This window comes from Acidobacteriota bacterium (assembly GCA_039030395.1).
Classification (GTDB): domain Bacteria; phylum Acidobacteriota; class Thermoanaerobaculia; order Multivoradales; family JBCCEF01; genus JBCCEF01.
Window position 1 is genome coordinate 450,077 of the sequence record JBCCEF010000001.1, and the last position, 20,406, is coordinate 470,482.

Annotated in this window: 13 protein-coding genes; 9 read left to right on the forward strand and 4 right to left on the reverse strand. The window is 67.1% G+C overall.

Features of this window, described 5'->3' with window-relative positions:
• The first annotated feature begins 134 nt into the window (after window positions 1-134).
• The 3 genes from AAF481_01710 to AAF481_01720 are packed head-to-tail and all read left to right on the forward strand — an operon-like array spanning window position 135 to window position 6,264.
• Window positions 135-740: a TetR family transcriptional regulator gene (locus AAF481_01710; GenBank protein MEM7479864.1), complete on the forward strand. Its 606-nt coding sequence runs from the start codon at window positions 135-137 to the stop codon at window positions 738-740.
• On the forward strand, window positions 737-1,837 hold the full coding sequence (locus AAF481_01715) for an efflux RND transporter periplasmic adaptor subunit (protein MEM7479865.1): 1,101 nt from the start codon (window positions 737-739) through the stop codon (window positions 1,835-1,837). Before AAF481_01710 ends, AAF481_01715 begins: the two co-directional genes overlap by 4 nt.
• On the forward strand, window positions 1,834-6,264 hold the full coding sequence (locus AAF481_01720) for an efflux RND transporter permease subunit (GenBank protein MEM7479866.1): 4,431 nt from the start codon (window positions 1,834-1,836) through the stop codon (window positions 6,262-6,264). The genes AAF481_01715 and AAF481_01720 overlap by 4 nt, the downstream gene beginning before the upstream one ends.
• Here the strand turns inward: AAF481_01720 and AAF481_01725 are convergent.
• From AAF481_01725 to AAF481_01735, 3 genes are all read right to left on the reverse strand, one after another.
• On the reverse strand, window positions 6,261-6,800 hold the full coding sequence (locus AAF481_01725) for a DUF2911 domain-containing protein (protein ID MEM7479867.1): 540 nt from the start codon (window positions 6,798-6,800) through the stop codon (window positions 6,261-6,263). The two genes, AAF481_01720 and AAF481_01725, sit on opposite strands and share 4 nt — an antisense overlap.
• Before the next feature lie 254 nt (window positions 6,801-7,054).
• The gene (locus AAF481_01730; protein ID MEM7479868.1) at window positions 7,055-8,509 is read right to left on the reverse strand and encodes an FAD-binding protein; all 1,455 of its coding nucleotides are present in this window, start codon (window positions 8,507-8,509) and stop codon (window positions 7,055-7,057) included.
• Between the two features lie 105 nt (window positions 8,510-8,614).
• Window positions 8,615-9,667 (reverse strand): asparaginase, encoded by a 1,053-nt coding sequence (locus AAF481_01735; protein ID MEM7479869.1) that lies wholly within the window; start codon window positions 9,665-9,667, stop codon window positions 8,615-8,617.
• A gap of 196 nt (window positions 9,668-9,863) precedes the next feature.
• On the opposite strand from AAF481_01735, the gene AAF481_01740 reads away from it, so the two are divergent.
• The 4 genes from AAF481_01740 (at window position 9,864) to AAF481_01755 (ending at window position 14,684) form a co-directional block, all read left to right on the forward strand.
• Entirely contained in the window at window positions 9,864-10,322 is a 459-nt protein-coding gene (locus AAF481_01740; GenBank protein MEM7479870.1) for a metallophosphoesterase family protein, read from the forward strand.
• Between the two features lie 43 nt (window positions 10,323-10,365).
• Window positions 10,366-11,661: an outer membrane protein transport protein gene (locus AAF481_01745; protein ID MEM7479871.1), complete on the forward strand. Its 1,296-nt coding sequence runs from the start codon at window positions 10,366-10,368 to the stop codon at window positions 11,659-11,661.
• 231 nt (window positions 11,662-11,892) lie between these two features.
• Complete coding sequence (locus AAF481_01750; protein ID MEM7479872.1) at window positions 11,893-13,308, forward strand: tetratricopeptide repeat protein; 1,416 nt, start codon at window positions 11,893-11,895, stop codon at window positions 13,306-13,308.
• Window positions 13,308-14,684, forward strand: a complete 1,377-nt coding sequence (locus AAF481_01755) for an energy transducer TonB (GenBank protein MEM7479873.1) — start codon at window positions 13,308-13,310, stop codon at window positions 14,682-14,684. Before AAF481_01750 ends, AAF481_01755 begins: the two co-directional genes overlap by 1 nt.
• Before the next feature lie 6 nt (window positions 14,685-14,690).
• On the opposite strand, the gene AAF481_01760 is transcribed toward AAF481_01755, so the two are convergent.
• Window positions 14,691-16,652 carry an aconitase family protein gene (locus AAF481_01760; protein MEM7479874.1) on the reverse strand — a complete coding sequence of 654 codons (1,962 nt, stop codon included), beginning with the start codon at window positions 16,650-16,652 and terminating at the stop codon, window positions 14,691-14,693.
• 232 nt (window positions 16,653-16,884) lie between these two features.
• Here AAF481_01760 and AAF481_01765 point away from each other — a divergent pair, with 232 nt between their 5' ends.
• Both AAF481_01765 and AAF481_01770 read left to right on the forward strand, forming a co-directional pair.
• Window positions 16,885-19,470 carry a DUF3516 domain-containing protein gene (locus AAF481_01765; protein MEM7479875.1) on the forward strand — a complete coding sequence of 862 codons (2,586 nt, stop codon included), beginning with the start codon at window positions 16,885-16,887 and terminating at the stop codon, window positions 19,468-19,470.
• A gap of 148 nt (window positions 19,471-19,618) precedes the next feature.
• Window positions 19,619-20,362 (forward strand): DUF4328 domain-containing protein, encoded by a 744-nt coding sequence (locus AAF481_01770; GenBank protein MEM7479876.1) that lies wholly within the window; start codon window positions 19,619-19,621, stop codon window positions 20,360-20,362.
• Window positions 20,363-20,406 lie beyond the last annotated feature (44 nt).

The window sequence follows — 20,406 nt, forward strand, 5'->3', positions numbered from 1 at the left end:
CAGCCTTCCTGGGCATCCCTCCGAGAGGAGGAGTCGGCGACTTCTCGGACTTCTTGCTTGACAGGATTCGCTCTCTTCTCAATAATTGACCGGCCGGCCAGTTCATAACTTCTGCCGGAGAAGGAGAGCCCTCGATGTCCGCCGCCAAACGCGATCCCGAAGCCACCCGCGCCGCCATTCTCGACGCCGCCGAGGCGGTGTTCGTGGAGAAGGGCTTCGCCGACACCGCCACCTCCGCCATCGCCCGCCAGGCGGGGGTGACCAAGAGCTTGATCCACCACCACTTCGGCTCGAAGGAGGCGCTGTGGGAGGAGATCAAGACCCGCCGCTTCTCGCGCTACGCCGAAGAGCAGCACGCGATGATCGAGAGATCGAGCCCGAGCGCCGAACTGCTGCGGCAGTCCCTGGAGTTCTACTTTCGCTTTCTCCAAGACAACCCGGAGCTGGTGCGGCTGATGTTGTGGCGGCACCTGGAGCGCGATCCGACCGCCGAGACCTTCGAGCAAATGACCCAGGCCGGCGTGCGCACCATCGAGGCGTCGCAGGAGGCGGGCGAGCTGCGCTCGGATGTCTCCGCTCGTTCCATCCTGTTTCTCTTCCTCGCCGCCTCGGAGCACTGGTTCCAGGCCCGAGACCCTTACCTGACCGCTCTGTGCTGCTCGCCGGCGGACGGCTCCGAAGACGAGCGCTACCTGCAAGACATGCTCAAGATTTTCTTCGAAGGAGTGCTGCCGCGATGAAGCCTAGACTTTGGATTCCCTTCGCCATCCTGGTGGCCGCCGTGGCCGCCGCTATCTTTCTCGCCGACCCGGCCGCCACTCCGGCCCTGAGCGAGCGGCCCGGTAGCGGAGCCGCCCGAGTGCTCACCGCGCCGGTGGAGACCCTCTCGGCCGCCCGGGCGGTGCATCTGCCCGGCACCACCCGCGCCGGCCGGCGGGCTCACCTGGCCTTCGAATCGAGCGGCCGGATCGTCGAACGCCGGGTCGATCTGGGCGATGCGGTGCGCCGCGGCCAGGTGGTGGCCCGCCTCGACGCGAGTCCCTTCGAACTGGCCGTCAGCGCCGCCGCCGCCCGGCTGGTGGAGGCGGAAGAAAGGCTGACGCAGCTCCAGCGCGACCGCCAGCGGAGCGAGGAATTGGCCGCCGACGGCGCCGCGACGCGCGAGGAGGTCGAGCAGGTCACCGCCGGAGCGGCGGCCCTAACGGCGGCCCGCGACGCCGCCAAGACGGCCCTCGAAAACGCCCGGCGGGCGCAGCGCGAGACGGTTCTCACCGCCCCCTTCGATGGCGTGGTGAGCGCCGTCAAAGCGTCCGCTGGCGAGCAGATCGGCGCCGGCTCGCCGGTGGTGACCCTCGACGGTGAGGGCGCCGTAGAGCTGCGCGCCGAGGCGCCGGAGACGCTGCTGCCCTACTTTGCCGCCGGCCAGGAGGTGACCGTGGAGCTGCCCCTCCAGGGGCGCCGGGTAGTCGGCGAAGTGCTGTCCGTCGGCACCGCTGCCGGCAGCTCGGGACTGTTCCCGGTGCGGGTGGACCTGCCGCCGGGCCCCGGGGTGCTGCCCGGAGTGACCGCCGAACTGGTGGTGGAAGCGGGCGACCCGCAAGCCCTTTCGGTACCGCTGGCGTCGGTGATCGACCCCAGCGGCGGCCGCCCGGCCCTCTTCCGGGTGCGCAACGAGGTCGCCGAGCGGGTCACCCTGGAAGTGGGAGGCCTAGTGGGCGACCGAGTGATCGTCGCATCCGCGAAACCGCCGCTCGCCCTCGCCGACCGGGTGGTGGTCGGCGGCCAGGGATCCCTGCGGGACGGTGACGGCGTGCGCCCTAGCGAGGTCGCGCCGTGAGCTTCCTGCTCGATCTCCTCGGCCGGCGACGGATGATTCTCACTTCCGTCGCGCTGCTGGCGCTCGCCGGCGGCCTCGCCTGGGGCACCATGCCGCGGCAAGAGGATCCGGAGTTTCTCTCCTACTGGGGACAGATCATCGTGCCTTTCCCCGGGGCCGACGCGCGCACCGTCGAACGGCTGGTGGTGGAGCCCCTGGAGGAGCATTTGGCGGAGGTGAACGACCTCTACCTGATCGAGTCCTTCGCCCGCGCCGAAATCGCCGTCTTCGAGCTGGAGCTGCGGCCGAACGTCAAGGACGTCGACGAAGCCTGGGACGACACCCGGGAAGTGATCGCCGAAGCGCGGCGAGACTTTCCCGCCGGCGTCTTGGAGCCGACCTTCAAGGACGACACGACGGACCAGGAGTCGGTGGTGGTGGCGATCACCGGCAGCTCTGATCGCTGGGCCCTCGCCCGCGCCGCCGAGCGGGTGAAGGATTCCCTTCTAGGACTGCCTTCGGTCTCCCGGGTGGAGATCGTGGGCGACCCGGAAGAGCAGGTGACGGTGGAGCTGGACGATGCCGCCGCCGCACGCCTCGGCCTGGCTCCGGGGTACCTCGCCCGGCAGCTCCAGGCGCGCAACGGCATCCTCGCCGGCGGCACCCTCAAGGTGGGCGACCAGCAGGTCACTCTGCGACCTCACACGGATTTCCGCGATCTCGACGAGATCGCCGCCACCCCCATTCTTCTGGTCTCCGGCGCGGCCATTCCCCTGTCCGAGGTCGCCACGGTGCGTTACGGCGCCAAGGAACCCACCCCCAACCGCATGCGCTTCAACGGTGAAACCGCCGTCGGTCTCGGCGTGGTGCCGCGCAAGGGGATCAACGTGGTGAAATTCGGTGAGGCGGTGCGCGAGCGACTGGCGGGGATCCAAGCGGACATCGCTCCGCTGGAGCTGCACGAGGCGATCTTCCAGCCGGATCGAGTGGCCTGGCGCATTTCCGATCTCGGCCGGTCGCTGCTCCTATCGATGGTGATCGTCGCCTGTTTCCTGATCGGCGCCATGGGCGCCCGGCTCGGCGCGGTGGTAACGGTGATCGTGCCGCTGGTGGTGTTCTCGTCCCTCGCTCTCTATGCGCTGCTGGGCGGCCAGCTCCACCAGATCTCCATCGCCGCCCTGGTGATCGCCCTCGGCATGCTGGTGGACAACGCCATCGTGGTGGCCGAGAACGTCCAGGATCGCCTCGACCGCGGCGAGCCGGCGGCGGTGGCGGCACCCTCCGCCATCCGCGCCCTCGCCGTTCCCCTGGCCGGCGCCACCGGCACCACCCTGGCGGCCTTCGTGCCGATGCTCGCCGCCGCCGGGCCGACGGCGGAGTTCACCCGCGCCATCCCCCAGTTGGTGATGCTCACCCTCGCCATGAGCTACTTGTACGCGGTGTTCGTGACCCCGATCCTTTCGCAGATGGTGCTCCGCCGGCGCGAGACCCAGAAGCCTCCCTGGCTGCAGTCGATCAGCCACCGCTTCGGCGCCCTGGCCGTCGGCCGGCCGCTACTGGTGCTGGCCTGTGCCGCGCTGCTCGTCGGGCTGTCCTTCTATGCCTCGAGCTTCGTGCGGCGGGGGTTCTTCCCGCAGTCGGACCGCAACCAGTTGATGGTCGACCTGAAGCTGCCGGAAGGCGCCCACCTCGAAGCGACCAACGAGATCACCGCTCGCTATGAGCGCGCCCTGTTGGCGCGGCCGGAGGTGGCCGGCGTAACCACCCTGGTGGGGCGCTCGAGCCCGCACTTCTACTACAACCTGCCGCGCATTCCCCTGGCCCCGAACTTCGCTCAGCTCGCCGTCGAGACGCGCAATCTGGACGACGTGGAGACAGTCCTCACCTGGAGCCGGGAGTTCGTTGCCCAGGAGATGCCGGCGGTGGAGATCACCGCCCGGCGGCTGGAGCAGGGGCCGCCGGTGAAGGCGCCCATCGAGGTACGCCTGTTCGGTGAAGACCCAGAGCACCTGGAGGAGGCCGTCGGCCGGGTGGTCGCCGAGCTGCGGGGCATTCCGCAGGCCGTTGACGTACGCCACGATCTCTCCCTCGGCTCGCCGACGGTGGACTTCCGAATCGACGACGCAGCCGCCGCCCGCCGGGGGATCAGCCGCGCCGACGTCGCCCACGCCCTGTTCGGGCGCACCCGCGGCCTACCCGCCGGCGAGTACCGGGCCGGCGAGGATCCGGTGCCAATCGTGGTGCGTTCGTCGGCCGGCGAGGACCTGCCGGTGGACTCCCTCGGCGGACTGCAGATCGCCACCGCCGACGGCGACACCGTACCGCTAGAGCAGGTCGCCACCGTCGGTCTGGAGTGGCGGCCGGCGGCGATCTACCACCGCAACGGCCGGCGGGTCGTCTCGGTCACCTCGCAGCTCGCCTTCGGTGCCTCCTACAATCAGGTGCTCGCCGAGCTGCAGCCGGCTCTCGCCGAAATGACCCTGCCGCCGGGGGTCGAATGGGCACTCGGCGGCGAAAGCGAAGGCTCCGGCGACGCCAACGCCGCCCTGGTGCGGATGGTGCCCCTCGGCCTGCTGCTGCTGATGGGCATCCTGCTGGCGGAGTTCAACTCCTTCCGGCGCATCGCCATCGTGATGGTGACGGTGCCGCTGGCGGCGGCCGGCGTGGTGCCTGGGCTGCTGATCGGTGGCCAACCCTTCGGCTTCACCTCGACCCTCGGGCTGATCGCCCTGGTGGGCATCGTGGTCAACAATGCCATCGTACTGCTCGACGTGGTGGAGAAACGCCGCCGCGCCGGGGCGCCCATCGCAGAGGCCCTCGCCTCCGCCGTCGAGCGGCGCACCCGGCCCATCCTGCTGACCACCGGCACTACCATCGCCGGTTTGCTGCCGCTGGCCTTTTCGTCCACCTCTCTGTGGCCGCCGATGGCCTGGTCGATGATCTCCGGCCTGCTCGCGTCGACGCTCCTCACCCTGTTGGTGGTGCCGGCCCTCTACACCCTGCTGTTCTCGCGCTGGAACGATCTGCCCTTCCGGCGCGCCGCCACCGCGACCACCCTGGTGCTCGCGCTGTCGGCGGTCCTCGCCGCTCCGGCCCTGCGGGCGGAGGAGACCGACGACGATCCGCGGACGGACCCGACCGTTGTCGCCTCGCCGATCGAAGTCACCCTAGCCGAGGCGATGGACCAAGCCTTCTCCCGGCCGGGCGCCGAGGCGGCCATGGAGCAGGCCATCGCCGCCGGCTGGAACGCCGAAGCGGAGCGCCGCGAAGGATGGCTGCCGCTCCTTGACGTCTTCGCCTCGGCGGTCACCCGCAGCCAGGCCCTGGCCTTCGACACGCCGATCGGCGAGCTGACCTTTGTCGAGCGCAGCAACGAAACGGCAGAGGTGGTGGTGAGCCAGCCGCTGCTCGACCTGCGCCGGCGCCGCTTTCTGGCGCCGGCCGCCCGCACCGACGCCGAGTCTCTCGGTTTCGACGCTCTGCGCATCGGCCATCAGGCGGTGGCCCAGGCGGGACTGGTGTTTGTCGATCTCCAAGGAGTGGCCGCCCGCCTCGAGACCACGGCAACGTTCATCGACAGCCTGGAGAACCGCCTGGCAGAAGCGAACGCCCGTTTCGACCGGGGACGAGCCCTCGAGAGCGATGTACTCAAGGTCCGCCTCGCCCTCGACAGCGCCCTTCAGGATCGCGTCGCCCTAGAGGCACAGCAAGAGGTGCTGCGCTTTGAATTGGGCCGCGCCATCGCTTACCAGGGCGGCGTCGCAGCGGCGTGGGATGGCGTGCCGGAACTGCCGTCACCGGCCTCCTTCGAAGTCCTCTTCGAAGCGGGGCTGGCCCACCGCCCGGACTACCGCACCTACACGGAGCGGGAGCGAGGCGCCACCCTGCGCCGCGAGGCGGTACGGGCGGAGCTGCTCCCCCGTTTGAACGGCTACGGTCGGTGGAGTTGGGACAGCGGCAGTCCCTTCGATCCAAAGGATCAGGTCGAAGGCGGCCTCCAGATCCGCTGGACCCCCTTCGACCGCGCCACCCGCGGCCCGCGGCGGGTGGCCGCCGAGAGCCGCCTGGCGTCCATCCAGGCGGAGCGCAGGGAAGCGGAGCGGGTGGTGGAGATCGACATTCGCCAGGCGCTGGCGGCCATCCGAGTGGCGGACCAGGCCCTCGCCACCGCCATCACCGGGGTCGATCAAGCGGGCGAGACGCTGCGGGTGGAGCGGCGGCGCCAGGAGGCCGGCCGTTCCACCACCAACGACCTGCTGGAGGCGGAGGCGGCGCTCCGCGATCAGCGGACGAGGGAGGAACTTGCGCGGCTGGACATCGTCCGCGGCTGGGTGCTGCTGGGACTTGCCGTAGGGGATCCGGAACTGGTGCTGCGGGGAGGGGAACTGCTCCAGGGAGCCCCGAAGAGCCCCCTGGAGATCTATCGTGAGCGCTTCGGCGACGGTTAGCCCGCCGAAATGGTGACCGGCACCTGGGTCTTGACCCAGCGCAGCACCAGTTCGTCGCCTTCGATCACGAAGTCCATCGCTTCCACGTGGTCGCCGCCGCGCGGCTCGACCTCGAACCGCACCACGTCCTCCGCCTCCGCATAGTCGTAGGCGCCCCACTGCTCCGCCACCTTGTTGAGGATCACCGTCCAGGAGCCCTCGCCGGGGATGGTGAACAGCGAGTACGTGCCCGCCGCAACGGCCTTGCCGCCGACCTTCGCAGCGGAACCGAAGGTCACCGTGGTGGCCTCGTCGGCGCCGGTGCGCCACACCTTGCCGTAGGGCACCAGAGCGCCCCAGATCTCGCGATCGCGCACCTGCGGACTGCCGTACTCCACGGTCACCGCCACGCCGTCGACGGTGCCTTCGACCTTGCCGTTCTTGCTCTTGCGGCTGCTGTCGTCGCCGCGTTCGGCGAAGGCCGGCGCCACCGCCACCAGCACCATCAACAGACAGGCGATCAGCGCAAAGGTGCTCTTCGAAAGCTTGAAGTTCATTTCAGAATCTCCTCCGGGTGTTGTCTCGCTCCCGAGAGTCGGGATGCGTAGGGTTCTATTGCAATACGTCTCCTACAATCATAGTAGATCCCCCAAACCCTTCCGGATCTACGGTGACTCCCCTACGGAGTCGCCTGGAGACGACCAGGCGCAAACGCTTGCAATCCTCGGGCCGGGAGCGACAGCCTGCACCAAGAAGAAAAGGCCGGTCACCCGCGGGGGGGACCGGCCTTGGTGGCTCCGATGCCGGAGGGTTAGGCGTCCAGCATGAAGAAGCCCGGATTCAAGATGCCGTCCGGATCGAAGCGCTTCTTCGCCTCTTTGATGGTCCCCCACAATTCACTGCCGAAGTGGTTCTCCCACTCCTCGACGGTCTTGAAGCTGATCCAGCCGGAGAGGTACCGCTTGCCGCCGTAGGCGACGGTGAGTTCGTGGAACATCTCGAGCTGGGAGAGGGCCTGGTCGAGGAACTGAGTCGGCACCGCCGGCAGGATGCCGAAGCCCATCAGGTTCTTCGACTCGCTCTCCGGATACATAAAGAGCGGCACATCGGAGTTGTCGTTGCGCGCCGGCCACAGCAGGATGTGGCCGCCGGGCCCTAGAGCCTGCGGCGGGAAGCCCGAAAGCACCGTCGGAATGAGCTCCTTGGCGACGTCCCAGGTGAGGGTGGTCTCCACCCACGGGTGGTGCATTTCCCAGTTGCCGGAGCGGTGCCAGAGATCGAAAATCGGCACCAGGCGGTTGCAGAACTCGAGCTGCGTGTACTCCTCGTCCCGCAGGTGCTTGTAGTACTTGAGGCCGTCGAGAATCGCCGCGTCGTCCGGATCTTCGCCTTCGTTGTATTCCACCGTCAGGAACATCGGATACATCCAGTGGGCATAGAGCTGCATGCCCTCACCGAGGGTCAGGCCCTCGCCGATGCGCTGGGTGAAGATGGGACACGGCGCGCAGCGTGACTCCAGGGTGTGGAAGCGGTCGTGGTTCTCCGGCTCCATCACGAAGGAGGCATCCTCCATGAAGGTCTCCAGGTCGTCGTAGAGAAGGTGGTACATGCGCACCTTCTCTTTGCAGCGGCGGAGCATCACCTTGGCGCGGGTGATGATGCCGAACTGGCCGAAGCCGCAGCGCACGGCGTTGAACAGATCGGTGTTCTCCTGCCGCGAGCAGACCACGATCTCACCAGTGCCGGTGACCACTTCGAGTTCGATGACGTTGTCCGCCTGGGTGCCGTAGCGATAGCTCGCCACCCCCAGGCCGGCCACCGAGATGGTGCCCGCCAGGGACACGCCGAGATTGTTGGTCAGCACCCGCGGCACGAGGCCCAAGGGCACCGTCGCCGCCACCAGTTCGCGCCACACCAGCCCGCCGTCGCAGTCGGCGTAGTTGCCCTCGTGGGAAATCTCATGGATGCGCTGCATGGAGGCGGTGTCGATCACCACGCCGCCGTCGGTGGTGGATTGGCCGGTCTGGGTGTGGCCTTGGCCGCGGGCCACCACCACGATGCCGTGGTCGCGGCAGAAGCGCACGATCTCCGCCACTTCTTCGGCCGAGGCGCAGCGGGCGACAGCACCGGGCATCTGGCGCACGACGCGGCCGAAATCGGTATCGAATTCGCGCCGCACTTCCTCGTCGAGAAGCAGGGCATCGCCCAGCTTCTCTTTCAGCTCGAGCAGAGCCTCGGTCTTGTCGATGGGTGAATGAACGGCCATGGGAACCTCCCTACGTCGGGGAATCTACTCGGAAATGGCGACCGGAACGGACGGCTGCCGAAGTCATGCATCTGCTGGCCGAAGAAGCCGGCCGGAACCTCGATTCTAACGCATCGCGAAGGCCGGCTGGGGCTCCGGAACGATGTGCCCTACTTCGAGATTGCGATGGTTGGAGAGCACCGGCCAGCGGAACGCGGAAAGCGCTTCCACCTCGGCTGCGGAAAGGAAGCCATGGGCCAGGAGCAACTCGATCGCCACGCCGGCCCACGCCCGATCCGCACCGTCGACAACCTTGAGGGCGATGCCGCAGGCCGGAGACTGGTCGGAAGGCTGCCGAACGGCCATGGCGTACATCCCTTCGGCTCCCTCTTTGCCGATCACCCGCCCACCGGTGACCTCGATCAGGCGGGTGGTGAAGCGCCCCGGCCCGGCCACCATCGCCGGTGCCCCGGCCATGGCGGAGAGAATCCGGTGGGCGGCCCGCGCCACCTTCGGCGCCAGGCCGGCGGTTTCCGGCTCCACCAGGGTGGCGTAGCCCACCGCCAGCGCCTCCAGCGGCAGGTGGAAGGTCGGCACACTACAGCCATCGACGGCGAGACCGAGATCCGCCGCGCCGACCCGGCAGAAGGTCGCCATCCAGCGCAGGATCTCCTGCTGAAGCGGATGCTCCGGCCGCGAGTAGCCTGCCGTCGGCCAGTTCTTGAGACGGCAGGTCATCAGCATGCCGGCGTGCTTGCCGGAGCAGTTGTTGTGGGCCGGGCCGGGTTCGCCGCCGCCGGCCCGCAGGTCCCGGGCGGCCCGGCGGTCGAGGGGCGAATGGGCACCGCATTCTAAATCTTCCAACCCGCAGCCGGCCCGCGCCAGCAGCTCCCGCGCCCGCTCTTCGTGCTCCGGGAAACCGCCGTGGGAGGCGCAGATCAGCGCTAGATCTTCCGCCGAGAGATCGAACGCTTCGATCCCGCCGGCCAGCACCAGCGGCAGCGCCTGAAAGGGCTTGGCCGAGGAGCGGGCGAAGGTGGTCCAGCGGGGATCGCCGGCCGCGCCCAGGCGGGTACCGTCCGCCGTCATCGCCGCCGCCGCGCCGAAGTGCATGGACTCCACCAACCCACCGCGCAGCGTCCGGGCACAGAGCACAAGGTCGAGAGAGGAAGTTTCCATGGCAGAGATCCCACAACGAAACGGGGCGCCGGGAGCGTAGCACGGAGCTTCGCCGGTTCGATTCGGTTCAACGCTATGCTTGGCGCGTTATGAAGGCGAAGAATAAAGACCCGGTCCCTATCGGGAAATTCTCCCGAACCGCGGGCTCCGAGCCGCAGGAACGAGAGGGGGAGCGCCCGCTGGCGCCGCCGGGGCCATGAAGATCGGCGTCCTCTCCGACACCCACGGCCTGCTCCGCCCGGAAGTTCCGGAGCTGCTGGCCGGCTGCGACCAAATCTTGCACGCTGGGGATATCGGCGAGGCGGAGATCCTGGAGCGTTTGCGGCAGATCGCGCCGGTAGCGGCGGTGCGCGGCAACAACGATCGCGGGCCGGCCTGGGCTTCCCTGCCGGACGTCTTGACCGGCGAGTTCGACGGCCTGGCCTACCGCATGGTCCATCGCCGGCAGGACGTCGAGGAGGTCTGGACCCGATCCGCCCGGCTGATTGTCTTCGGCCACTCCCACCGGCCGGAGATGGAGTGGCGCGGCTCCTGCCTGCTGCTCAATCCGGGGGCCTGCGGGCGGCGGCGCTTTCAGCTTCCGCTCACTCTCGCTATCCTGCACATCGAGGACGGCCGGATCGAACCGGAATTCCGCACCGTGCCGGACGCCTGATCCAACCGAAAAACCCCGTGAAAATCCACCTGCCGGAGACTTCATGCCCATCGCCCGCGCCTTGATCGTTGTTCTCGTGCTCATCACCACCACCGCGCCGGCCTTCGCGTCGGGCTTCTACCGTTTTCAACACGGCGGCCGCGCCACCGCTCAGGTGGGCGCCATGACCGCCCGCGCCGACGACCCCTCGGCGGTGTTCTACAACCCTGCCGGCATCACCCAGCTCGACGGTTTCCAACTCCTCGGCGGCCTCGACTTCAACAACGCCACGGACGACTATTCGAGCGCGACCTCCGGCATCCAGTCGGCGGATCACGTGATCAATTTTCCGCCGGCGATCTATGCCACCTGGACGGACCGCTCGCGCTTTGCCAACCTGTCCTTCGGCCTGGGCATCGACACCGCCTACTGGTACCGGGTGGATTGGGATCCGGTGTTCTTCGAGCCGCGCTTCCGCAACCGGCTCACCGAGCTGCGCCTGTGGGAGGTCCATCCGGTGGTCGCCTGGAAGGTCAACGAAGCGTTCAGCGTCGGCGGTGGAATTCGCTACCAGTTCGGCTCCTTCGACCAAGGGGCCAATACCCGCATCGTGTTCGGCGACGACGAGGAACCGGGCACCCTCGATCCCGCCGAGATCACCGCCGACGCCGAGGCGAGCGTGGACGGCCTGGGCTTCGATCTCGCCGCGCACTGGACCTCCAACCTGTGGGGTTGGGGCGCCGTCTACCGCAGCGCCATCGAACTCGAGGGCGACGACCGCGTGAGCCGAGCCGTGCGCGACCAGCCGTTTTCACCGGACGCTCAAGCCCTTCTCGCGATCCTCCTCGACGACTTCGGCGGCGAGAGCTTCCGCCAGACCCTCGACCTGCCGGCGGAGCTGCGCGGCGGCGTGTGGTTCGCCCCGTATCCGGAATTGAAGGTCGAGATCAACGCCTCGTATCAGGCCTGGTCGGATTTCGAACAGCGCTTTGACGCCGAGCTGACCCCGGTCTTGCCCGCCTTCTTCGGAGACCGCGCCGGCTGGGACGACACGGTGTCGATCCGCCTCGGTGCCGAAGGGCGCCTGACCGATGCCCTCACCCTCACCGGCGGCCTCGCCTACGAGCCTTCGCCGGTGCCCGAGGACGAGGTGGATCCCGGCTTTCCGCGCGGCGACGCCATGGTCTACGCCCTCGGCCTCTCCTACGAGTTCCCCAAGGTGATCTTCGATCTCGGCTATTCGATCCACGATCACGACTCGGTGACGGCGAACGGCCAGGAACCGCGCTTCCCCGACACCCGCGGCACCTACTCGGCGGACGACCAGGTGTGGTCCGCCTCGGCCCGCTGGAAGTTCTAGCAGGTTGCTGAAAAAGGGCTTCGCCCTATGATCTCAGCTGCCCTGCTAGATTTTTTCGCCAGGGGCTGGACGCCCCCTCACCTGAAAAGATTCATCTTTTCAGGCTCACCCCGCCCACGGCGCCAAAGGCGCCGCCTCACCCTTCGGGCTCGGAACAGTGTGCAGATAGGTTTTTCAGCAAGCGGTCAGCCACCTTCCCTCCACCGGCCTCGCGATAGAGTTCTTCCAGCCATGCTTGTTCGCTCCTTCACCAAGGTGCGCCGGTCGGCCCTTACTGCCTTTGCCTTGTTGGTGGGGACCGTCAGCGCGGCCGCCGCCCAGAGCCCTCCCACCCTGCCGCCGGAGGACTGCGTGCGGATGCTGCGGGAGGCCCGCTTCGAGACGGATCCCGCAGGCGAGCTAGCCCACCTGCGGGCGGCGCGCGAAGCGTTTCCGGACGAGATAGCGGTACTCGCCGCCCTGCTGGGCTACCACCAGCGTCACGCCCTGCCGGCAGCCGAGCACGCCGCGCTGGTAAAGGCCCTCGGTCACCGGGTGGAGAACCGGGACCTCCCTCTGCCGGTAGCCATGCTCGCCCAGGTGGCTCAAGACCGCCAGGTCGCCAAAGGGACCGCCGAACTCCTCGCCGAGCGCCTGGCATCCCGGATCGCCCGAACCGACGCGGCGCCGGAACCCGAGGCCCTCGGTCTCCTCGCCCGCTACCAAGCCCGCCTGGACGACCTCGAAGGCACCTTCGAGTCGCTTTCGCAACAGTGGGAACTGACCGGCGATCCGAAGGTGCGCTGGCAGTTGGCGACCGCCGCCGAGCGCCTGGAGCGCTGGTCCGTCGTTCTCGACCTGCTCGCAGAGATTCCGGACCGCACCGTCGCCCTCGAACGGCGGTATCTGAAGGCTCTCGGCAAAGCCGGCTCCGCCGACCGTTTCCTCGCCGCCATCGACGCCCTGAGCGACCCAGCACCGGCCTCGGAGCCGCCGGCCGACCAGGCGGCGGAGCAGCCGATCAACCTCGATGAACTCTTCGGAATCGAACGTAGCGTTCCCGCCATCCTTCAACAGGCCGCCTGGGATCTGTGGGATCGCGGCCTGGAAGCGGAGTCCGAGAGGGTCTTTCGCCGGCTCCTCTCCCTGCGGCCGAAATCCGAGGTCGCCAACGCCGCCATCCTCCACCTGTTCGCCAGCGACCAAGAGATCGTCGCCCGCACAGAGGCGGCCGAGGATCGGTGGGCGAAGGTGACCGACGCGCAATCCCTCTTCGACGAAGGCACCCGGCGCATGACGACCGGCGATGCCGCCGGCGCCGTCGACCTGCTGCGGCGGGCCGCTCCCGGCCTGCCGGACCTGGAAGCCGCCTGGTACAACCTGGGAATGGCGAGCTTTCGCCTGGAGCAATGGGATGAGGCGGCGGGAGCCTTCGGCCGCGCCGCCCAGCTCAATCCACGGCGCGCCGAAGCCCACTACTTCCTGGGCCTCGCCCTCCATCGCCTGGCTCGCTGCGGCGAGGCGGTCACCTCGCTGGAAAACGCCATCGGCCTCGCCCCCTCGCGCACCACGGCGCACTACTACCTCGCCGAGTGCTACGCCACCCTCGGCGACGCGGCGGCGGCCAAGGCCCACCGCGACGCCTACGAAGCCTCGAAGGAACCCTGATGAGCCGCAAACATCCCCTCGATCCCTCGATCCTCGCCCGCAAGATGGCGATCATCCTGGCGCTCGGCCTCTCGGCCGGAGCCTTATGGAGCCCCGCTCCGATGGCGGCCCAGGACGCTCCGGGAGTGAACCTCTCCCCGATGCTCATCGAGAGTTCGTCCCTCTACGCCCCGATGGAGGCATCCGGCACGGACATCCGCCCGGAGCTCAAGGTGCGGGTGCAGGTGAATCCTCGCGGCAAGGTGTCCGAGGTGGAGATCTTGGGGATTCAGCCCACGACGGCCTACGACCACCTCTTCGTCGACCACACCCGCTCGCAGCTCTCCCGCTGGCGCTACGCTCCGGCGCTGGAGAACGGTGAACCCGTGGCAGCAACTCTCGAGTGGACCGTCTCCTACAAGAGCTTCGACGAAACCTCGCCGAGCCCGCCGCAGGTCCTGGGCGGAACCCACCTTTCGCCCTGGGCCACTTCCGAAGCGCAGTCGATCGCCGAGCTGGATCGCAGCGAACGCCTCGCCTTCCTGCGGCGCCACGCCGAGTACGCAGAAACCCTGCTCGATCCCCGTTACCGCTCGCGTTTCGATACTCCCCGGTTCACCGTGGTCACCGACGTGCCCGACGAGAAACTGGCCCGTCAGCTCGCCACCGAGATGGAATCGGTATTCAACGCCCTCGACGCCTTTGTCGGCGATCGCATTTCCCCGCGACCGCAGGACGGCAAGATCGCCGTCTTCGTGTTCGCCAACAAGGACCGCTCCAAGAAAGTTCGGCGGCAGCTACGGAGTGGGGATTCCATCGGCGGTACCTACTCCAAGTCGGGCCTGATGGTGCTGGACACGGACGTGCTGGATCCGGACTTCTTCCAGCGCATCTTGCTCTTCCAAACCACCCGCGCTTACCTCGACCGTCACCTCGAACGGCGAGGGGTTGTTCTGCCGGCGTGGATCGAACAGGGCTTCACCTGGTACATCAGTAACGCCCGGATCAAAGAGGGAGCGATCGTGCCGGGCAAGATCCAACCGAGCCGCTGGGCCCTGAGCCCCTTCGGCGGAGCCTACCGGGCACGGTCGCTGGCGGAGAGCGATCTGGATCGGGTGAAAGGGGCCGTGCGCGACGGCAGGGGGATCTCGCCCGCGGACCTACTGGACATCGACTCCCAGACCAACGCCGAGCGGCCGCGCCTCTACTTTCCCACCGCCTGGCTGTTCAGCCACTACCTGTGCCACGGCGAGAAAGACTGGTTCCACAAGGAGTTCCCGCGCTTCCTGCTCTACGCCGTTGAAGGCTACCCGGCGGACGTCGCCTTCGAGCAGGTCTACGGCCGGACTCCGGATCAGGTCGCCGAAGAGTTCGAGCGGTACGTGAAGCGGCTCTGACGCCCCCTACGCCAGCACCGGCTCCTCCACCCGCGCGAACATCCCCGGAGTGTAGGCGGTGATCTTGCCGGTGAAAGCCGAGGCGGCGACGGTGAGGGGCGAGGCCAGGTACAGGCGGCCCGGGCCGGAGCGGCCCTTGTAGTTGCGGTTGATGGCGGAGACGGTCACCTGGTCGGGATTCTCGGAAACGCCGGGACCGCAGCCGATGCAGGCGCCGCAGCCGGGACGGATGAGAGTGACGCCGGCGCTCTCGAAGGTTTCGATCATCCCGCGCTCCCGACAGTGCCGCTCCACCGCTTCCGAACCGAACTGGATCAGGAAGCGCACCCCCTCGTGCACCCGGAGGCCGGCTTCGGACGCCTCTTCCGCCACCAGGTGGTAGAACTCCAGGTCGTCGATCTTGCCGGCGGTGCAGCTTCCGCCGTAGGCGATCTCGACGGCCACCTCCCCCATCTCCTCGATGAAGGCGCCGTTGGTGGGGTCCGACGGAATGCCCTGGTCTGGGTCCCCCGGATGGGCCACCATCGGCCGCATCGCCGACAGGTCCAGGGTGTGCACGCCGCCGGCGTACTCCGCCCCCGGATCCGGCGCCACGGTGCGGGCGCGTAGGCGCTCGATATCCACCTCCGGCCGCCACTCGGCAAGCCAGCGGAAGGTCTCCTCATCCGCCAGGCAGATGGCCGTGCGGGCGGCGCACTCCGTCGCCATGTTGGTCAAGGTGGCGCGCTCGTCCATCGACAGTTTGGACAATCCAGGACCGGTGAACTCCATCACCCGGTTCAGGGTTTTTTGGGGTTTGGCGTATTCGAGCAGGATGTAGAGCATCAGGTCCTTCGCCGTCACTCCCTCGGGCAGTTCACCCAACAGCTCGAAGCGGATCGACTCGGGTACCTCCACCTGGGTGAAGCCGGCGTAGATCAGGTTGGCGTACTCGGTGGCGCCCACTCCCCAGGTCAGCGCATTGTTCACCCCACCCATGCAGGTGTGGCTGTCCGTCGCCTGGATGAAATCGCCGGGCTCGATCAGCTCTTCCCGCGCCACCTCGTGGCAGATGCCCGGCGACACGTTGTCCGTGGCCGAGAAGTCCTGCGTCTCGGTGTGGCGCTGGAAATCCCGCTGGAGGTCCCGCAGGGTCTGGATCTTGCCGACGAAGGGACGCATTTTGGGCACGTCGTCGGCGTAGATCAGGTGGTCCTCGAACACCGCGAACTTGGCGGGATTCTTCACCCGGTAGTCGTCGCCGTATTCCTGCTCCAGGAAATAGTGCACCTGAGCCGTGGTGAACTCGTGGGAGTAGCCGCCGTCCACCTCCACCACCACCGCGTCGCCGGGCTTGACATAGCGCTGGCCCTCCTCGGCGCCTACCAGATGGCGGGCGAGGACCTTCTCGGCCATGGTCATCGGCCGCGGCCCGGTCGCTAGTTCCGGCAGATCGATCTCGCCCTTCGACAGCGCCTTCGAGAAGGAAAACAGGCCCCCCGAGCGCACCACACGCTGGGTGATCGGGTCATAGTCCCGATAGAACTCCTCCAGCGCAATGCCCTCGCCGCGCTGCAAGCGCGACAGCATCGAGTGGTCGCCCATCAGCACGCCCTGGTTGATGTTGTTGCGGGCGTGGATGGGGGCGAAAGAGGCGGCGATGGCGAGGCGAATGCCGCACCACTTCTCCGCCTGCACCGCCGTCTCCCGGGAGCTGCCCACGCCCTTGCGCAGGCCGGAGACGATCACCTCAAAATTGCCGTCCCGCAGCGAATCGCGCTCGAACAGCCGCTCGCCGTCCACGATCAGGCCGGCATAGGCATCCCGCGCAATGTCCTCGGGCTTGTGCGAAAAGCACACCCAGGCGGGGGTCATGGCATCCGTATTGATGTCGTCCAGCAAGTCGTCAACAGACAGAGAGTCCATCTGAAGATCCAGCTCCCCGGCAAGCTGCCGCCGGATGAGGTCCGGATCCTTGGTCAAAAACAAAACCCGCTTTCCGGGCGTCAAATGCAAAATCTCGGGAGGCTTCATGGCCGCTCCGATCGGAAAAATCGATGAGGTAAGAGGCCCGACGGGAAAGGCCGGGAATGACATACCCGTGACATTCTAGCATCGGGAACTCTTGCATCGGCCGATGCGAAACCGGAACCGCGACTCACCCTGCGGTACAGTCCGCCACGGTCAGCCCCTCCACTCCCGAGCGACCCGAGACCGACCCGTGACCGCTTCCTCCACCCTCGCCGACCACCTTCCCGCCGACCGGCTCACCGATCCGGACGAGATCCTCGTCCGTTTTCTGGACTGGGTCGGCGCCGTGGGGTTTGAGCTGTACGAGGCGCAGGAGGAAGCGATTCTGGAGTTGGTGGCCGGGCGGCACGTGATCCTGAACACCCCCACCGGTTCGGGCAAGTCGCTGGTGGCCCAGGCGCTTCACTTCAAGGCGGTGTGCGAGGGGCGAACATCGTTCTACACCAGCCCGATCAAGGCGCTGGCGTCGGAGAAGTTCTTTTCTCTGTGCGACGACTTCGGAGCGGACCGGGTGGGGATGCTCACCGGCGACGCCTCGATCAATCCGGAGGCGCCGATCCTGTGCTGCACCGCCGAGGTGCTGTCGAACATGGCGCTGCGGCGCGGCGAGGAGACGGACGCGCCCTATGTGGTGATGGACGAGTTCCACTACTACTCGGATCCGGAGCGCGGGGTGGCCTGGCAGGTGCCACTGATCACCTTGCCGCACACCACCTTCCTGCTGATGTCCGCCACCCTCGGCAACACGGCGCCGATCGCCGAGCGGCTGGAGGAGACCACCGGTCGCAAGGCTTCGCATGTGAGTTCCGACGAGCGACCGGTGCCGCTCGACTTCGACTACCGGGACACACCGCTGACCGAGACGGTGCAGGAGCTTCTCGATGCCGGCAAGGCGCCGATCTACATCGTCAACTTCACCCAGCGCGAGTGCGCCGAGCTGGCCCAGAGCTTGACGTCTTTGAAGCCCGCCGCCCGGGAGGAGCGCGACATGGTGTGGGAGGCCTTGGGCGATTTCCGCTTCGACACGCCCTACGGCAAAGAGCTGAAGCGCTTTCTCGGCTTCGGAGTCGGCGTGCACCACGCCGGGCTGCTGCCCAAGTACCGGCTGACGGTGGAGCAGCTCGCCCAGCAGAGTCTCCTCAAAGTGATTTGCGGCACGGACACCCTCGGCGTGGGGGTGAACGTTCCCATCCGCACGGTGCTCTTTACCAAGCTGGCGAAGTACGACGGCCAGAAGGTGGGCATTCTCTCGGTGCGCGACTTCCAGCAGATCGCCGGCCGCGCCGGCCGCCGCGGCTTCGACGAGCGCGGCAGCGTGGTGGCTCAGGCACCAGAACACATCATCGAGAAAGCGCGCATCGAGCGCAGCGACGCCAGCGCCAAGGCCAAGCGCAAGAAGTTGGCGAAGAAGAAAGGTCCCGGCAAGGGCGACGTGTCCTGGACGAAGGAGACCTTCGAAAGCCTGATGAACCGGCCGCCGGAGATGCTCCAGTCGCGCTTCCGCATCACCCACGGCATGGTGCTGGATCTGGTGCAGCGGGACGCCGCCCTCGACGACCCGGAGCGCGGCAACTTCACCTCCATCCGCGAGCTGGTCGCCGCCAGCCACGAAGACGACGGCTCGAAGCGCCAACACCTGCGAGACGCCGCCGAGCGCATCCGCTCCCTGGGACGGGCCGGCGTCCTCACGATGCAGCGCGACACGGACACCGACTACCTGTGGGCGGTGGTGGACGAGGAGCTCCAGGAGAATTTCTCCCTCCACCAGGTACTCTCCCTGTATCTAGTGGAAGCCCTCGGCACGCTGGATCCCGAAGAGCCCGAGTACCCGGTGCTGGTGTTGACCTTCGTCGAAGCGATTCTGGAAGATCCCCGGGCGGTGCTCTACAAGCTCCAGGACAGGGCGCGCGAAGAGGCCGTGATGCGCATGAAGGCGGAGGGCGTCGACTACGACGAGCGCATGGAACGGCTGGAGGAGATCACCCACCCGAAGCCCGACGCCGAGCGCATCTACCAGACCTTCAACGCCTTCCGCGAGATCCATCCCTGGGTGCGCGGCGAGGCGATCAAGCCGAAGGCCGTCGGGCGGGAGATGTTCGAGCAGTACATGTCCTTCGCGGACTTCGTGCGCCGCTACGGCCTGGCCCGCAGCGAAGGCGTGCTGCTGCGCTACCTGTCGCAGCTCTACAAGACCCTCGCCCAGAGCGTGCCGGAAAAGTACAAGACCGAAGGGGTGCTCGACGTGCAAAGTTTCTTCCGCACCATGATCGAGCGGGTGGACACCAGCCTGATCGAGGAGTGGGAAAGCCTGATGCACCCGGAGCTGGTGTACGACGCCACCGGTGAGCACGCCGAAGAGCGCGTCAAGGCAAAGGAAGAACTCCGCCTCTACGAGCTGTTCCACGATCCCAAGGCCTTCACCGCGCGGGTGCGCGCCGAGCTGCACCACCTGGTGCGCGCCCTGTCGCAGGAGGATTGGGAAGCCGCCGCCGGCTGCGTGAAGAGTGCCGACCCGGAAGAACCCTGGACCGCCGAGCGCTTCGAAGAGACCCTCGCCTTCTTCCTGGCGGACTACGAAGAGATCCTCTTCACGCCGGACGCCCGCCAGGCCCACTGGACCCGTATCGAAGCCGAAGGCCCGCGCCGGTGGAAGGTGGAACACACCCTGATCGATCCCGAAGGCGACAACTTCTGGCACCTCGCCGGCGAGGTCGATCTGCGCGATGAAGAGAGCCTCGACGGGCCGCTGATCCGGCTGGTGCGTATCGGGGAGTGATCCGCCGTCTCACTTTGTGCCATCTGCTACATTCCATTCGGATTAACTTGGTTTCTATCTAGCCAACGGCGGAACCCCTGGGCTCCCAATAGAACCCGTTTTCGTCAGATCGTGAAAGCCGCCCAGGAGAGGGGAGGAAAGGAGCACCATGGCTCCCGAGGAATCGTATGTTCCCGGCACCGAACATCCAGTAGAGGTGGCAGAGGCACCACCGGCGGAATCCATTGACGACATCGCGCGCCAGAGGGGTCATCGGCTAACGGGCCTACTGATCGCCAACCTAGTCGTCGGCTCGCTAGGAGTCCTGACGGGCCTGGTTCAATGGGTCCTGGTTGCGGGCATCCGGGAGGGAAGGGACTTCTCCAATCATCTCCTCACCGTCTCCGACTGGACGTCTATCGGCATCGACCTGATCCAAGGCGTTCTCTTTCTGGTCACCGCAATCTTCTGGCTGCGATGGCTCCATGCCTCGTACAAAGCGCTGGAGCGAAGACAAGGCGAAGCGTTGAGATTCACGCCGGGATGGGCTGTCGGTTATTGGTTCATCCCGCTGGTCAACCTCCTGCGACCGTACCAGGTCATGGAGGAACTGCGAGCCCAAAGCCAGTCGATCACCGACGAACCCTTCGCCAAAGCCCAGGCTTCCACTATCGGATTCTGGTGGGTTCTGTGGGTGGCTAGTCACTTCGTCAACCGAACGGATACTCGACTCGCCCTCCGTGCGGAGACCTTTGAGCAGATCACCTTTTCGACCGTCTTCAGCATCGGTGCCGACGCCCTGATGCTCGGACTGACCGCCATCGCACTCATGGTGATTCGGCATCTGGTCGCACTCCAGCTCCAATGGCAGCCGTTCGAAGAGGACATCGCGCTCGAGGTCGACAACGATTGACGAGCCAACACTAGGTCGAACAGAAAACCCAGACGTTCGTCTTC

Excerpts from the sequence above, each read along its gene's own strand:
- AAF481_01745 (MEM7479871.1), top strand. The coding sequence starts at position 10,366 with ATGCCCATCGCCCGCGCCTTGATCGTTGTTCTCGTGCTCATCACCACC.
- AAF481_01710 (MEM7479864.1), top strand. The coding sequence starts at position 135 with ATGTCCGCCGCCAAACGCGATCCCGAAGCCACCCGCGCCGCCATTCTC.
- AAF481_01770 (MEM7479876.1), top strand. The coding sequence starts at position 19,619 with ATGGCTCCCGAGGAATCGTATGTTCCCGGCACCGAACATCCAGTAGAG.
- AAF481_01725 (MEM7479867.1), bottom strand. The coding sequence starts at position 6,800 with ATGAACTTCAAGCTTTCGAAGAGCACCTTTGCGCTGATCGCCTGTCTG.
- AAF481_01755 (MEM7479873.1), top strand. The coding sequence starts at position 13,308 with ATGAGCCGCAAACATCCCCTCGATCCCTCGATCCTCGCCCGCAAGATG.
- AAF481_01730 (MEM7479868.1), bottom strand. The coding sequence starts at position 8,509 with ATGGCCGTTCATTCACCCATCGACAAGACCGAGGCTCTGCTCGAGCTG.
- AAF481_01735 (MEM7479869.1), bottom strand. The coding sequence starts at position 9,667 with ATGGAAACTTCCTCTCTCGACCTTGTGCTCTGTGCCCGGACGCTGCGC.
- AAF481_01740 (MEM7479870.1), top strand. The coding sequence starts at position 9,864 with ATGAAGATCGGCGTCCTCTCCGACACCCACGGCCTGCTCCGCCCGGAA.
- AAF481_01750 (MEM7479872.1), top strand. The coding sequence starts at position 11,893 with ATGCTTGTTCGCTCCTTCACCAAGGTGCGCCGGTCGGCCCTTACTGCC.
- AAF481_01715 (MEM7479865.1), top strand. The coding sequence starts at position 737 with ATGAAGCCTAGACTTTGGATTCCCTTCGCCATCCTGGTGGCCGCCGTG.